This is a genomic window from Pseudoduganella violacea (assembly GCF_014191875.1).
In the GTDB taxonomy this organism is placed as follows: domain Bacteria; phylum Pseudomonadota; class Gammaproteobacteria; order Burkholderiales; family Burkholderiaceae_D; genus Rugamonas; species Rugamonas violacea_A.
Genome location: NZ_JACHXD010000015.1, coordinates 124,587 through 139,447, shown reverse-complemented (window position 1 = coordinate 139,447; position 14,861 = coordinate 124,587). Strand labels below are relative to the sequence as shown.

Genomic DNA, 14,861 nt, shown 5'->3' with positions numbered 1-14,861 from the left:
GCATGGCCGATGGCGAACAGTGGGGATGCCGCTATTGTCTCAGGTCCGACTGCCGCGCGGAGCAGCGCCTGATGAATTAATCAGTGCTTCCCTAGGAATAGAAGGAGTTAGGGGTGCCGTGTCTGCAGCTTGTGTCGCAGAACAAAACAGACAGGTGGCCATCAAAGCCAATTTATTCTTCGCGGACTGAATCACGTACCCTCCCTTGGCGAGTTCGATCGTAATACCGGCTTTTAAGCAACAATCAATATTGCATGAAAAATAATTTATCCCAATGTACATCAAAAAAATAATTTGATGCAATATGTTTTTATGAAATAAATTACTTTCAAATCGCCATTTTCGATCTGCTTAAAACTCGCTCAAGGGGGGGGACCGGTAAAGACCGGGGCTGGAAAAAGAAAAGGGGCCCAAGCCCCTTTGTGTTACTTAGCTGCCAGCAGCATCTCATTCAGCCGCTTGACGAAGGTGGCCGGATCGGTGAGCGATCCGCCTTCGGCCAGCAAGGCCTGGTCGAACAGGATGTGGGACCAGTCGGCGAACTTGGCGCCGGCCGTATCTTCGTATTTCAGACGCGTCACCAGCGGGTGGTTCGGGTTGATCTCCAGAATCGGCTTGGATTCCGGCGCGCTCTGGCCGGCCGCCTTCAGCATGCGCAGCAGGTTGCCGGACAACTCGTGCTCGTCGGCCACCAGGCAGGCCGGCGAGTCGGTCAGGCGGAAGGTGACTCGCACGTCCTTGGCTTTCTCGGCCAGCGCTTCCTTCATCTTGGCGACCAGTTCCTGGTACTGGGTCTCGGTTTCTTCGTGCTCTTTCTTTTCGGCCTCGTCTTCCAGCTTGCCCAGGTCCAGGCCACCCTTGGCCACGGAAACCAGTTCTTTGCCTTCGAATTCGGTCAGGAAGGACAGCATCCATTCGTCGACGCGGTCGGTCATCAGCAGCACTTCCACGCCCTTCTTGCGGAAGATTTCCAGGTGCGGGCTGTTCTTGGCGGCGGTGTAGTTGTCGGCCGTGACGTAGTAAATCTTGTCCTGGCCTTCCTTCATGCGCGCCACGTAGTCGGCCAGCGACACGTTCTGGGCATCGCTCTCGCCCTGGGTAGAGGCGAAGCGCAGCAGCTTGGCCAGGCGGTCCTTATTGGTCGCGTCCTCGCCCACGCCCTCTTTCAGCACCTGGCCGAATTCGGTCCAGAAGGTGGCGTACTTGTCTTTTTTCTCTTGCTCCTCGGCGTTCGCCAGCTCTTCCAGCATGCCGATCACGCGCTTGGTCGAACCGTCGCGGATGGCGCGCACGTCGCGCGATTCCTGCAGGATTTCACGCGACACATTCAGCGGCAGGTCGGCCGAGTCGATCACGCCTTTGACGAAGCGCAGATAGGTCGGCATCAGTTGCTCGGCATCGTCCATGATGAAGACACGCTTCACATACAGCTTGATGCCGCCGCGCTTGTTGCGGTCCCACAGGTCGAACGGCGCCTTGGCCGGGATGTACAGCAGCTGGGTGTATTCGCTGCGGCCTTCGACGCGGTTGTGGGTGTGGGTCAGCGGCGCCTGGAAGTCGTGCGAAACGTGCTTGTAGAACTCTTCGTACTGTTCCTGGGTCACGTCGTTCTTGTTGCGGGCCCACAGGGCGCTGGCCTGGTTGATGGTTTCCAGCTCGTCCTTGAGGACGGTTTCCTTCTTCTCTTCGTCCCACTCTTCCTTCTGCATCTGGATCGGCAGCGAGATGTGGTCGGAGTATTTGCGGATGATGGATTTCAGCTTCCAGCCCGAGAGCAGCTCGTCCTCGCCTTCGCGCAGGTGCAGGATGATGTCGGTGCCGCGGCCCGGCTTCTCGATCTGCTCGACGCTGTACTCGCCTTCGCCGGCCGATTCCCAGCGCACGCCCTCGGACGCGTCCAGGCCGGCGCGGCGGGTTTCCACGGTGATCTTGTCGGCCACGATAAAGCCGGAGTAGAAGCCGACGCCGAACTGGCCGATCAGGGCCGCGTCGGCCTGCTGGTCGCCGGACAGCTTGCCGAAGAATTCGCGGGTGCCGGATTTGGCGATGGTGCCCAGGTGGGAAATCGCTTCCTCGCGGCTCATGCCGATGCCATTGTCCGAAATGGTGATGGTGCGCGCCGCCTTGTCGAAGCCGACCTTGATTTTCAGCTCGTGGTCGTTGCCGTACAGCGCATCGTTATTGATCGCTTCAAAACGCAGCTTGTCGGCCGCGTCGGAGGCGTTCGACACCAGTTCGCGCAGGAAGATTTCTTTGTTGGAGTACAGGGAGTGGATCATCAGCTGCAGCAGCTGCTTGACTTCGGCCTGGAAACCCATGGTTTGCTTATTGTCTGCCATTTTTTACCTCAATAGTCTTGTGGAAATCGGGTGTTTCACGGAATTTGCGCGCAGATGGGGGCCACAGCGGGCTTTTCAAGAGGCAATAAGGTACAAAAAAACAACTTGCCCTGTGGACAGCCAAGCCGGCGATGCTTAGACTGGAGTCATTGACGCGAATGCAATATCCCCAAGCCCGGTTGGAGATCATTGTGAAGCTGGAAAATCCCCTGCCCCTCAGGCTGCCCAAAGACACTTCCGACGCCGCCATGGTGGGCCGGATGCGTTTGCTGCTGTCGACTTCCTGCCTGCTGACCCTGTTGATCGACCCGGAAGCCATGGGCAAGCAGGATATGTTTTCCCGCCTGGCCTTCCTGGCCTACACCCTGCAAAGCCTGCTGCTCTACGTGATGGCGCATAAATCGGCGCTGGCGCGCAGCAAGACCGTATGCTGGCTCGACGTCGCCTGGTTCGCCCTGATCGTGTATGTCACGGGCGGCGGCAGCAGCTTCTATTACCTGTTCTTCTTCTTCGCCATCCTGACCGCCTCCTTCAGCTATGGCTTCGAGGAAGGCGCGCGCTTCACCCTGGCCTCCTCCGCCCTGTTCGCCGTGACCTCGCTGTTCGCGCAGAACGAGGTGGAGCTCTCGCGCGTGCTGCTGCGCGCCACCTTCCTGCTCGCCCTGGGCTATATGATCGCGCACTGGGGCGGCATGGCCATGGCCCAGCGCGCGCGCCTGGCCCTGCTGCACAAGGTCAGCCAGCTATCCAATCCGCGCTTCGGCATGGACCGCACCACCAGCTCGGTGCTCGAACACACGCGCCAGTTCTACCGCGCCAGCAGCACCATCCTGCTCATGCGCGACAATAATTCCGACCACTGGAGCTTGCGCGCGGCCAGCCAAGCCAATGCCGACCGCACCATCCAGGCCAATAATCTGAACGATGCCGCCGCCGCGCCCCTGCTGGCCTTCGGGCCGGAACAGATCGTGCTGCTGACGCGCCCCCTGCTCTGGCTACGGCGCCGTCTGCGCCTGCGCGGCTACGATACGGAACGCCAGCGCTGGGTCATGCTGCCCGATGCCGCCGGCGTCACCATCGCCGAGCTGCTCGACGCGCGCTCGCTGATCTCGGTGCCGCTGCCGCTGCGGCGCGGCGCCGGCCGCCTGTACGTGGTTTCGCAGCGCCAGGACTTCAACCGCTCCGACGCCCTGTTCCTGGTGCAGATCGCGGCCCAGGCCTTTCCCGTGATCGAGAATATCGAGCTGCTCGACCGCATGGCTTCGGAGGCGGTGCTGCGTGAGCGCGAGCGCATTGCGCGCGACTTGCACGACACAACCATTCAGCCCTATATCGGCCTGCGCCATGGCCTGAGCGCGATCCGCATGAAGGCCAGCAACAGCAACCCATTGAACCAGGACCTGGACAATCTGCTTAATATGACCACCCAGGTGGTGCACGACCTGCGCCACTACGCCAAGCGCCTGCGCAACGAACCCGAGCTGCGCGAGCCGGAACTGCTGATCGCGCTGCGGCGCCAGGCGTCCCAGGTGCGCCAGTTCTACGACGTGCATATCTCGGTCGATACCGTGGGCGAACTCGATGTCAGCGACCGCCTGTCGGCCGAGGTGTTCCAGATCGTCAACGAAGGCATGAGCAATATCTGCAAGCACACCACGGCGCGCCATGGTTTCATCGAACTAGCCTGCAAAGCCGGCCAACTCACGGTGCGCATCGAAAATGAATGCCTTGGCCCGCCGGTGCTAGACTTTACGCCGAACTCCATCGCCGAACGCGCCGCCGCGTTGGGCGGGGTGGCGCGCGTGCAGCGCGGCCAGCACAATAATACGGCGGTACAGATCGTGATCCCCGTATGAACACTTGCAACGAGGCAGCCATGACGCACAGCGACCGGCGCATCCGCATCATGCTGGTGGACGACCACAAGACCCTGCTCTGGGGGCTGGGCCGCCTGATCGACACCGAGGCGGCGCATATGATCGTGGTCGGCACGGCGCGCGACTGCGCCAGCGCGGTCGAACTGGCGGCCGAAGTCTCGCCCGACGTGGTGCTGCTCGACATCGACCTGGGCGGCGCCTGCTCGCTCGACATCGTGCCGGCCCTGCTGGCCGACCAGCGCGCCAAGGTGCTGGTGCTGAGCGGCACGCGCGACCGCGAACTGCTGGACAAGGCGGTGATGAGCGGCGTGCGCGGCGTGGTCAGCAAGGACGAGCCGGCAGAAACCGTGATCAAGGCCATCGAGAAGGTGCACGAGGGCGAGCTGTGGCTGGACCGCGCCATGATGGGCCGCGTCTTCGAAGCCATGCGCAATCCGCAGGCGGTGCGGCGGCAAGACCCGGAGCTGGAGAAAATCGCCCAGCTCACCGCAAAGGAAAAGAAAATCTGCAGCATGATCGCGGCCGGCGGCGGCGCCGTCAACAAAGCCCTGGCCCAGCAGCTGTTCATCTCCGAACACACGCTGCGCAACCACCTGACGGCGATTTACCACAAACTGGGCGTCAGCAACCGCCTCGATCTCTACGTTTTTGCTACCCGCCACCGCCTGGACCAGCACCAAGCCTGAGTCCAGCGCCCGCCTTTATTTCCTCCTTGCTTTTTGCCCGGCCGTGAGCATGCACGGCTGGCATCTTCTATTACCTTGCATTAACAAAGTTTGACCGTGACAAATGTCCCGGTCCGCACGGCAAAAAATGGGTGTGCACACCCAGGCAAATAGGGAGGCTTGTCTGATGTAGCTCAACAAGCGAAAACCTACTATGGACTCATCAGCACGGCGTAGACGCCAGCAGCTGAAACCAGCAGGCAAAGGCCCAACCAGACCGGAGCACAGAATGCGTACTGAAACGAAACCGAGCTTCACCCCCTTCACCTTCCTGTGGGATGAGAGCGGCGACGCCTTTTACGAATTCGTGCTGGTTGCCTCGCTGGGTGCCGTGGTCTGCATCATCGTCTACCTCGCGCTGGGCAAGAGCATCTGAGGCGGAATCTCCAGGTCCGCACCTGTGCAAACTTTTAATGTAGTCCGTTTCACCCAACTGAAAGGAAATACATCATGAAAGCGATTAAAAACTTCCTGCGCGACGAGCAAGGCGTGACCGCTATCGAATACGGCCTGATTGCTGCTCTGATCGCCGTGGTGATCATTGGCGCCGTCACCATCGTCGGCACCCAGTTGAACAAAACCTTCACCGCTGTCGGCACCAAGCTGACCACGGCCAACGCCTGACCTGCCGCGCGTCCGGAACTCCGCTCGGTTCCGGACGCAATCCCCTCTCTTGTGCGGAGAACCATCGTGAACAACTGCCTCAGCCGCTTCCTCGACGACGAATCCGCCGTCTCCGCCATCGAATACGCCCTGCTTGCCTCCTTGATCGTGGTCGTCATCTTCGCCAGCGTGGCAACGGTGGGCACCGAGGTGGCGAGCCTGTTCAACTACGTCAAGGACCAGGTCATCCTGGCCATCTCATGAGCGCCGCCGCCCTCCGCCGCGCCGTCACGCTGGGCTATGAACTGCGCCCCGTGCTGCGCGCCCATGCCTGGCTGCTGACGATCGTCGCCCTGCACTTCGCGCTGGCGCTGATACTGTACCACCGCTATCCGGAACACTACCGCAACACCATGCAGGCGGAAGAATTCCTCGGCTCGCTGGTGATAGGCCCCATCTGCGCGCTGACCGCCTACACCCTGTATGTGATGTTGTGCGTGCGTCCGGCCCACCTGCTGCGCTATCTGGGCCGCCATCTGCGCATGTATCTGACCCGCCGGCGCCTGCTGTTCGCGCTGCCGGTGCTGCTGATGATGCCGCTGTTCGCCTCAGCCTTCACCATCATCAAGGCTGCCGTACCGCTGTTCCAACCGTTCGCCTGGGACAGCCAGCTGTCGCAGCTCGACGCCACCCTGCATGGCGGCATCCAACCCTGGGTCTGGCTGCAAATGCTGTTCGGTCATCCGCTGCTGACGGCCGTGGTCAACCTGAATTACCACCTGTGGTTCTTCATCATGTTCGCCACCCTGTATTGGATGGCCTTCAGCATGGAACACGCCAGGCTGCGCATGCAGTTCCTGCTGAGCTTTGTACTGAGCTGGGTCCTGCTCGGCAATGTGCTGGCGATCTGCTTCTCCTCGGTCGGTCCCTGCTACTACGCCCTGGTGCTGGGCGGCCCCGATCCCTACGCCGGCCTGCTGCATTATCTGCAAGCGGCCGACCGCCAGATTCCCGTGCTGGCCCTGGATGTGCAAAAACTGCTGTGGAACGACTATAAGCACCAGATCGGCGTGTCCGGCCTGAGCATCTCGGCCATGCCCAGCATGCACGTGGCCAGCTCCATGCTGCTGACCCTCCTGGGCTGGCGCCTGAACCGCAAGGCCGGCATCGCGCTCAGCGTCTTCGCCCTGCTGATCCTGGCCGGTTCCGTGCACCTGGGTTGGCATTACGCGGTGGACGGTTATGCCGGTGCGCTCGGCGCCCTGCTGATCTGGCTGGCCGTGGGCAAGCTGCTGTCCCTGCAGCAGCCCGCGCCGCGCCGCCTGAATCTGCTGGTCGGCGGCCGTGTGGTGCGCAGCGTGCTGCAAAGGAGGCTGCCATGAAAGCCCTGACCCTGCCCGCCCTGCTGCCGGCGCTGGTGCTCGGCGGCCTGCTGGCCGGCGCCGTCTGGCACGATGTGCGCGCCCGCCGCATCCCCAACCAGTTGGTGCTGTGGGGCGCCTTGGCCGGCCTGGCCCTGCAGGCCACGCTGACGCCCGGCGCCGGCCTGTACGCCGAACCCTTCGGCGCGCTCGGCCTGCTCAGCGCCGCCTACGGCCTGGGCCTCGGCCTGCTGCTGCTGCTACCCATGTATGCGCTGGGCGCCATGGGCGCCGGCGACGTCAAGCTGATGGCCATGGTCGGCGCCTTCCTCGGCCCCGAGGAAATCGTCGGCGCCGCCCTGTTCAGCATGATGGCCGGCGGCGTGCTGTCGATCGTGGCCGCGCTGTGGCAAGGCTCGCTGCGCAAGGTGCTGGGCAATACCCGCGTGCTGCTGCTGAACAGCGCCCTGCGCGCCATGGGCGGCGACGGCGCGCGCATCGAAGCGCCGGCCGCGCCCAGCGGCAAGCTGGCTTACGCCATCGCCATCGCCAGCGGCACCGTGCTCTACCTCGTGCTGGTGCGCACCTCCGGCTGGAGCGTGCTGCTATGAACCCGACCACCAATACCAAGGAGCTGTCCGCCATGCCCCAAGCCATCCCCCTCGCCTCGCGCCGCACCAATCTGCTGCTGGGCGCCGTGCTGGCCTGCGCCTGGGCCTTGTTCGCCTGGGCCCATGTGCAAGGCTTCCGCCACAGCGGCGACTGGTCCTATCTGCTGTTCTTCGCCTCCGAAACCCTGGTGGCCCTGCTCTTCCTGCTGCGCTCCGAACCGGTCAAGGTGTCGCACTCGCCGATCGACTGGGGTCTGGCCATCGGCTGCACCGCCGCGCCGCTGTTCTTCGCCCCGGCCGGCTGGGCCTTGCTGCCCGCCGCCAAACTGATTCTGGTGGCCGGCATCCTGCTGCAGATCGGCGGCCTGCTCTCGCTCAACCGCAGCTTCGGCCTGGTGGCGGCGCAGCGCCAGATCAAGACGCGCGGCCTGTACAGCGTGGTGCGCCACCCGCTCTATGCCAGCTATCTGCTGTCCTACTGCGGCTATGTGCTGGCCAATACCAGCATCGCCAATCTGCTGGTGTGCCTGACGGCGGCCGTGCTGCTGGTGGTACGCCTGTGCCGCGAAGAGCGTTTCCTGTCCCAGGCGGCGGAGTACCGCAGCTATATGGAACAGGTGAAGTACCGCGTGATTCCCCTGATCTTTTGATGCCGCAAGGAGCTGCCATGCCCCCCGATGACCACATCAACCGCGTCTGGACCAGCGACCCGCTGCGCGCGCCCGCGCCGCGCAGCGTGGAAGACACCGGCCTGCCCTTCCTCTACCTGGTGGAGCTGGTGAGCAAGGTGCTGTACCAGCGCGGCCAGGTGCGCCTGAGCGAACTGTCCGCGCATCTGAAGCTGCCGGTCAGCGTGCTCGATCCCCTGCTGACCTTCCTGCGCACTGAACGCATGTGCGAGGCCGTGCGCCGCGGCGTCAGCAACACCGACGCCGATCTGGTCTACAACCTGAGCGACGCCGGCCGCGCCCGCGCCGCCGAATACGAACGCCGCGACAGCTATGCCGGCCCGGCCCCGGTGGCCTTTGCCGATTATGTGGAGCGCGTGCGCGCCAGCAGCGTGGCCGGCATGCGCGTGGGCCGCGAGCATATGGCGCAAGCCTTCGATGGCATCGTCGCCGATCCGCAGGTGCTGGAGAAGATGGGCGCCGCCATGAACTCCGGCCGCGCCATCTTCGTCCATGGCCCGGCCGGCAGCGGCAAGACCTTCCTCGCCGAGCGCCTGAACGGTCTGCTCAACGGTCATATCGCCGTGCCCTACGCCCTGCTGATCGACGGCGACGTGGTTCCGCTGTTCGACCCGATGGTACACCATGTGGTGCCGGACCAGGAGGGCGGCGACCGCCTGTACGACCGCCGCGCGCCGCGCGACCAGCGCTGGGTGCGCGCGCAGCGGCCCGCCGTGCTGACCGGCGGCGAACTGACGCTGGAGATGCTGGACCTGCGCTTCGACGCCACCACCCGCCTATACCAGGCGCCGCCGCACCTGAAGGCCAACGGCGGCATCTTCATCATCGACGACCTGGGCCGCCAGCGCTGCTCGGCCACGGAACTGATGAACCGCTGGATCGTGCCGCTGGACCGCCAGGTCGATTACCTGTCGCTGCAGAACGGCTACAAATTCCCCGTACCTTTCGACGTGGTGGTGGTGTTCTCCTCCAATCTGCCGCCCGAATCGCTGGCCGACGGCTCCTTCCTGCGCCGCCTGGGCTACAAGATCCATATCGGCCCCCTCACCCCGGTCCAGTACGGGACCGTGTTCCGCCAGGTGTGCGAACGCCTGGGCATTGCATTCGCGCCGGAAGCCTTTGCCTGGCTGCTGGCCCACCACGACCGGGAGCAGCGCCCGCTGATGGCCTGCTACCCGCGCGACCTGGTCTGCCAATTGCGCGACCTGGCCGCTTACGAAGGCCGTCAGCCGGAGCTCAGCTCCGAGCTGCTGGCCTGGGCATGGGACAACTATTTCGCTGGCGCCTGACCGGCCAAGACAGCAAGGGGAAAGAAAATGAGAAACACGCGCGCACTCATCATGATGATCGTCGCCATCGTCCTGGCCTTCCTGGCCGTGGTGATGGCGGCCCAATGGATCAATGCCCAGGCGGCAGGCAGCACCAGCAAGGTGGCCGTGGCCCAGACCGATATCAGCCTGGGCGCCCGCATCAATCCGGACATGATCCGCATGGTCGATTGGCCGGCCAGCGTGACGCCGCCGGGCGCCATCAGCGATCCGAAGGTTCTGGCTTCGCGCGTGACGCGCGCCAGCATCCAGCGCGGCGAGCCTCTGCTGGAAAGCAAGCTGGCGCCGCCGGGCACCCAGGGCGGTCTGTCCGCCGTGGTGGCCGAAGGCAAGCGCGCCATGACGGTACGCGTCAACGACGTGATCGGCGTGGCCGGCTTCGCCCTGCCCGGCAACTTCGTCGACATCCTGGTGAATACCCAGGAAGAGAATCTGAAAGCCCAGGGCAACCGCGAAGCGAGCATCTCCAAGATTGTGCTGGAACGGATTCTGGTGCTGGCCGTGGCCCAGGAATCGAGCCGCGACGAAACCAAACCCAAGGTGGTCAATGCCGTCACCCTGGAACTGACGCCCGAACAGGTGGAAAAGCTGGACCTGGCGCGCAGCGTCGGCACCCTGTCGCTGGTGCTGCGCAACCAGGTCGATCCCGACCCGGCCAAAACCACCGGCGCCACCAAATCCACCCTGCTCACCGGCCGCGAACAGCCCGCCCCGGCACCGGTCGCCGCCAAGGCGCCGGCCCCCGCGCCGAAGCCGGTGGCGCGCCGCATCGCCGTCGTGCCCCAGGGCGAGAAGGTGGAAATGATCAAGGGGCTGGAACGCAGCAGCCAGCAATTCTGACGACTACAGGAGCTATCCCATGAAACCGATCCGTACCGCGCCGCAGACTGCCATCCTGGCCTGCATGCTGGCCGCCGCCCTGCCGGCCCTGGCCGCCGCCCCCGCCGACAACGCCGCGCCGGCCAAGGCAGGCAAGCAGAAAGCCATGACCGTGGCGTCGGCCGCCCCCGCCGCATCGGCCGCCGGCCGCACCGATCTGGCGCCCCAGGTGACGCTGTCTGAAGGCAAGTCCACCCTGATGCGTCTGCCCTACCCGGCGGCCCGCATGTCGGTGGGCGACGCCCACATCGCGGACGTGATCCTGCTCAATCCCAGCGAGATTTACATGCTGGGCAAATCGGTGGGCGCCACCAACCTGATTCTGTGGGCGAAAAACGGCGACGCCACCATCATCGACATCACCGTGGCCATCGACACCGCCGCCCTGCAGGCCCGCATCAACCTGATGATGGGCAACGACAAGGATGTGAAGGTGTCGGCCGCCGCCGACACCTTGATCCTGTCCGGCACCGTGCCCGACGTGACCAGGGCCGAGCAGATTCTGGCCCTGGCCAACGCCTATGTGCAGCGCACCGCGCGCACCCAGAACGCCAGCGCCGGCGGCGCCGCTGCCGCAGCGGCAGGCGCGGGCGGCATGCAGATGGGCGCGCAAACCGTCCAGCCCGACCCGCAAACCGGCCTCTCGCCCAAGATCGTGAATATGCTGGCGATCGCCGCGCCGCAGCAGGTGATGCTGGAAGTGAAGGTGGCCGAGGTGTCGAAGACCCTGGTCGACCAGCTGGGCGCCAGCCTGGGCCTGGCCAAGTCGCATGGCAGCTGGACCTACACCATGCTGTCCAACCTGCTCAGCAACAATCCCAGCAAGATCGACGCCTTCAACAATCGCAACGGCAACTTCCTGACCGTCGATGCGCAGAAGCGCGACGGCCTGGTGAAGGTGCTGGCCGAACCGACCATCATGGCCATCAGCGGCCAGGAAGCCAGCTTCCTGGCCGGCGGCAAGATCTTCATCCCGGTCAGCCAGACCAATAACAACGGCATGCCCACCATCACGCTGGAAGAGAAGGAATTCGGCGTGGCCGTGAAATTCACCCCCACCGTGCTGGAAGGCGGCCGCATCAATCTGAAAGTGGCGCCGGAAGTATCGGAACTGAACAAGGAAGGCATTGGCATCAGCGCCACCGGCATCAACACCACCGCCATCCTGCCCTCGTTCACCACGCGCCGCGCCGCCACCACGGTGCAGCTGTACGACGGCCAGAGCTTCGCCATCGGTGGCCTGATCAAGAACAACGTCAGCACCAATATCAAGGCCTTGCCGGTGCTGGGCGAAGTGCCGGTGCTGGGCGCCCTGTTCCGCAGCAGCGATTTCCAGACCGACCGCTCAGAGCTGGTGTTCATCGTCACGCCGCGCATGGTCAAGCCGCTGCCGCCCGACTACAGCCTGCCGACCGACGGCTATGTGGAGCCGGGCCGCGGCGAATTCTTCCTGAATGGGCAGATGGAAGGCAAGAAGCAATCCAAGGCGGCACCGGTCGGCATGCCGCAGGCCTCGGCCGAAGCGGGCGCAGTCCAGGGCAGCGCGGCCAGCGCCGCCGCACCGAAAGCCGCCGGCGGTTTCGATCTCTACTGATTAAGCAAGGAGAACCATCATGAATCCGAACTTCCTGCGTTTCGCCAGTGTGGGCCTGGTCTTCTGCGCCCTGGTTGCCTGCCGCACCACGACGCCGAACCTGGACGCCCATTTCGGCGAATCCGTCAGCCTGCTGCAGGCGCAACAGATCCTTGATCCTTCCGCCGGCAACCGCATGGCCGGCCCGGAAGGCATGGACGGCAAGGCCGCCAAGGCCGGCTACGACCAGTATCAGAAGTCGTTCCGCGCGCCGGAACCACGTCCATCCACCTTCGTCATCGGCGTCGGCCGCTGATTGGAATCCGAGAGGCGCATGATGAAAGCCTTCAGCCAATACCGCAGGAAGCAGCAAGGCGCCGTGGCCGTGATTTCCGGCCTGGCCCTGCTGCTGGTGCTGCTGCCGATGGGCGGCCTGGTGCTGGATCTGGGCCACCTCTACATCGCCAAATCGGAATTGCAGAACGCGGCCGATGCCGCCGCCCTGGCCGGCGCCAAGGATCTGAACAACACCGCCGCCGGCATCGACACGGCCATCGCCACCGGCCAGACCGTGGCGGGTAAGAACCGCTACGACTTCGCCACCGCCGTCAGCATTCCAGCGGCCAATTTCACCTTCTCCGACGACCCAGATGGCCCCTGGGTATCGGCCGCCACGGCCAAGGCTGCGCCGCAGGGCATGACCTTCATGAAAGTGGAAACCGGCTCCATCGCCATGAACACCTATCTGATGCACGTTGCCGGCATCAGCTCTGTGAGCACCTTCGGCACGGCGGTAGCCGGCCGCTTCGTCATCAACGTCACGCCAATCGGCATCTGCGCCATCGATCCCGCCAACCGCACGTCCAAGTACACCTATGCCGCCAGCGGCATGACGGAGCTGGTGGAATTCGGCTTCCGCCGCGGCGTCTCCTACGACCTGTTCAAGCTTGGCTCGCTGGGTGGTGCCACCTCAGATCCGTATCAGATCAATCCCGTCGACTCGCCGCCTTCCGCCTGCAGCTCAAGCAATTCCAGCGCCAACTTCACCGCGCCCTTCATGTGCACCGGGAACAGCGCCGTGCTGACCTCGGGCGTGGGTCAGGTCTACACCAATACCGGCATGAGCGCATCGCTGGACAAGGCCCTCAATTCCCGCTTCGGCGACTACGGCAACGGCTCGCAATGCGATCCTGCCTCGGCCCCGCCTGACCTGAATATCAAGGAATTCCCCTGCCAGGGCAGCAATCCCTGCAAGGCCACCTCGAATGTGGACTGGATGAGCGCCAATCAAAATGTGCAGAACGTCAGCACCAGCACCACCAATCCCAAGCTGCCCAAGTACTCCCTGCCATCCGAGGCGACGGAGCCGACCACCGCTTCCACCCGCGTCACCAGTCCGGCGCAAGTGGCGGATTACGGCCCACTATGGTCGTATAGCGCGCCCTACCAGGCCGACAACAGCAGTCCACCGAAGGCCGGTACGCGGATCACGCCCAGCCAGGCCAATCTGAAGCCGATGTACTCCTCGAATTCGAGCACTATGTACTTCGACACCGCCAAATATCCGACTTCGGTGGGCAGCGGCTTCGACGCCAGCTCCGACCCGGCGCCGTACAACCAGACCGGCGACGCCAACTACTACACCTCGGGCGGCGCTGGAGCGCAGGCCAACCGCCGCATCCTGAACCTAGTGCTGATCGACTGCCGCACGGCGCCGGTTGGTCCCGCCTCCTGCGGCAAGATGACCGCCGTCGGCGTCGGCAAGTTCTTCATGAAGACCAAGGCCGATTTCAGCGGCGGCGGCTCGCTGGACCTGGAATTCACCGGCTTGATCGAGCCGGTTCCCACCTCCGAAGTGAAACTGTACCGGTGACCGCCATGAACAAGACCTTCGCTTCCCGCCGCCAGCAAGGCGCCGCCGCCGTCGAATTCGGCATCGTGCTGACCCTGCTCATGACGCTGCTGGCCGGCACCTTCGAACTGGGCCGCGCCTTCTGGTACTTCGACGCGCTGACCAAGGCCACGCGCGACGGCGCGCGTACCCTGAGCGTGGCGCCCACCGCCACTATCTCCTCGCAGGGTGTGGCGGCCGCCAAGGCCATCGTAGTGAATGCCGCCGCCAGCGCCGGCGTTCCGAGCTTCAGCAGCGCCAACGTCACCGTGACCTGCCTGACCAGCGCCTACGCCGACGGCACCTGCACCGACGGCACCGCACCGGGTGGCGTGCGGGTGGAAATCGTCAGCTACCAGGTCAAGATCGGCGAGCTGATTCCCTTCATGATCGGCAGCGCCTCGCGCAACGTGACGCTGACCCCGCGCACCACCATGCGCTACATGCTGTGAGGCGAACGCGATGAACACTTTCTCCACCATACGCCGTTCCACGCCGCTGCAACGCCAGCGCGGCGCGGCCGCCGTCGAATTCGGCCTGCTCTGCCTGATCTTCCTGACCATCGTGCTAGGCATTCTGGAACTGGGCCGCATACTCTATCTGTACAACACCATGCAGGAAGTGAGCCGCCGCGGCGCGCGCGAAGCGGTGATCCGCTGGGTCGACCAGGGCAGCGCGATCAAGACCGAAGCCCTGTTCGGCGGCAGCAGCGTGCCGGCCGGCGACGAAATCACGGCCAGCAATATCGTCATCCGCTACCTGAACGCCGCGGGCAACGAGGTCAGCACACTGCCGTCCAGCCCTGGCGACAATATGTCGGCCTGCTCCGATATCACGCGTGCCGACCAATGCATCTACAGCGTCAGCGTGGCGCTGGAAAACGTGACCTATGTGCCGATGGTAAAGCTGTTCACTTTCCTGAACATCGCCCTGCCGGTGGCTAAAGTCACGATGCACGCCGAAAGCCTGGGTTTTAACGATTAAT

The 14,861-nt window shown here is 64.0% G+C and carries 16 protein-coding genes; 15 read left to right on the top strand and 1 reads right to left on the bottom strand.

The window, feature by feature from the left end; genetic code table 11:
• Nucleotides 1-425 precede the first annotated feature (425 nt).
• On the bottom strand, nt 426-2,339 hold the full coding sequence (gene htpG, locus FHS03_RS22100; RefSeq protein WP_183443085.1) for a molecular chaperone HtpG: 1,914 nt from the start codon (nt 2,337-2,339) through the stop codon (nt 426-428).
• Between the two features lie 191 nt (nt 2,340-2,530).
• Between htpG and FHS03_RS22095 the strand changes: the two genes are divergently transcribed.
• The 15 genes from FHS03_RS22095 to FHS03_RS22025 all read left to right on the top strand — a co-directional run bounded on the left by FHS03_RS22095 (nt 2,531) and on the right by FHS03_RS22025 (nt 14,860).
• Nucleotides 2,531-4,195, top strand: coding sequence for a sensor histidine kinase (locus FHS03_RS22095; protein WP_183443084.1), 1,665 nt, complete (start codon nt 2,531-2,533; stop codon nt 4,193-4,195).
• Between the two features lie 20 nt (nt 4,196-4,215).
• On the top strand, nt 4,216-4,902 hold the full coding sequence (locus FHS03_RS22090) for a response regulator (protein ID WP_229426339.1): 687 nt from the start codon (nt 4,216-4,218) through the stop codon (nt 4,900-4,902).
• Nucleotides 4,903-5,170: 268 nt separating this feature from the next.
• Nucleotides 5,171-5,317, top strand: coding sequence for a hypothetical protein (locus FHS03_RS22085; RefSeq protein WP_176345559.1), 147 nt, complete (start codon nt 5,171-5,173; stop codon nt 5,315-5,317).
• Nucleotides 5,318-5,391: 74 nt separating this feature from the next.
• Complete coding sequence (locus FHS03_RS22080) at nt 5,392-5,565, top strand: Flp family type IVb pilin (protein ID WP_176345558.1); 174 nt, start codon at nt 5,392-5,394, stop codon at nt 5,563-5,565.
• Between the two features lie 66 nt (nt 5,566-5,631).
• Nucleotides 5,632-5,808 carry a Flp family type IVb pilin gene (locus FHS03_RS27945; RefSeq protein WP_183443083.1) on the top strand — a complete coding sequence of 59 codons (177 nt, stop codon included), beginning with the start codon at nt 5,632-5,634 and terminating at the stop codon, nt 5,806-5,808.
• Nucleotides 5,805-6,926, top strand: coding sequence for a phosphatase PAP2 family protein (locus FHS03_RS22070; RefSeq protein WP_183443082.1), 1,122 nt, complete (start codon nt 5,805-5,807; stop codon nt 6,924-6,926). Before FHS03_RS27945 ends, FHS03_RS22070 begins: the two co-directional genes overlap by 4 nt.
• A complete protein-coding gene (locus FHS03_RS22065; RefSeq protein WP_183443081.1) occupies nt 6,923-7,516 on the top strand; it encodes an A24 family peptidase in 594 nt (197 codons plus the stop codon). The genes FHS03_RS22070 and FHS03_RS22065 overlap by 4 nt, the downstream gene beginning before the upstream one ends.
• Nucleotides 7,513-8,166, top strand: a complete 654-nt coding sequence (locus FHS03_RS22060; RefSeq protein WP_221208220.1) for a methyltransferase family protein — start codon at nt 7,513-7,515, stop codon at nt 8,164-8,166. The genes FHS03_RS22065 and FHS03_RS22060 overlap by 4 nt, the downstream gene beginning before the upstream one ends.
• Nucleotides 8,167-8,183: 17 nt before the next feature.
• Nucleotides 8,184-9,494 (top strand): DUF8689 domain-containing protein, encoded by a 1,311-nt coding sequence (locus FHS03_RS22055; RefSeq protein WP_183443080.1) that lies wholly within the window; start codon nt 8,184-8,186, stop codon nt 9,492-9,494.
• Between the two features lie 27 nt (nt 9,495-9,521).
• Complete coding sequence (cpaB, locus tag FHS03_RS22050; RefSeq protein ID WP_183443079.1) at nt 9,522-10,373, top strand: Flp pilus assembly protein CpaB; 852 nt, start codon at nt 9,522-9,524, stop codon at nt 10,371-10,373.
• 19 nt (nt 10,374-10,392) lie between these two features.
• Entirely contained in the window at nt 10,393-12,006 is a 1,614-nt protein-coding gene (locus FHS03_RS22045; protein WP_221208219.1) for a type II and III secretion system protein family protein, read from the top strand.
• A gap of 19 nt (nt 12,007-12,025) precedes the next feature.
• Nucleotides 12,026-12,301 carry a pilus assembly protein gene (locus tag FHS03_RS22040; RefSeq protein WP_183443078.1) on the top strand — a complete coding sequence of 92 codons (276 nt, stop codon included), beginning with the start codon at nt 12,026-12,028 and terminating at the stop codon, nt 12,299-12,301.
• A gap of 18 nt (nt 12,302-12,319) precedes the next feature.
• Entirely contained in the window at nt 12,320-13,858 is a 1,539-nt protein-coding gene (locus tag FHS03_RS22035; protein ID WP_221208218.1) for a pilus assembly protein TadG-related protein, read from the top strand.
• A 5-nt stretch (nt 13,859-13,863) separates the two neighbouring features.
• Nucleotides 13,864-14,328, top strand: coding sequence for a TadE/TadG family type IV pilus assembly protein (locus FHS03_RS22030; RefSeq protein ID WP_183443077.1), 465 nt, complete (start codon nt 13,864-13,866; stop codon nt 14,326-14,328).
• 10 nt (nt 14,329-14,338) lie between these two features.
• Nucleotides 14,339-14,860, top strand: a complete 522-nt coding sequence (locus FHS03_RS22025; protein ID WP_183443076.1) for a TadE/TadG family type IV pilus assembly protein — start codon at nt 14,339-14,341, stop codon at nt 14,858-14,860.
• The last annotated feature ends 1 nt before the right edge of the window (nt 14,861 follow it).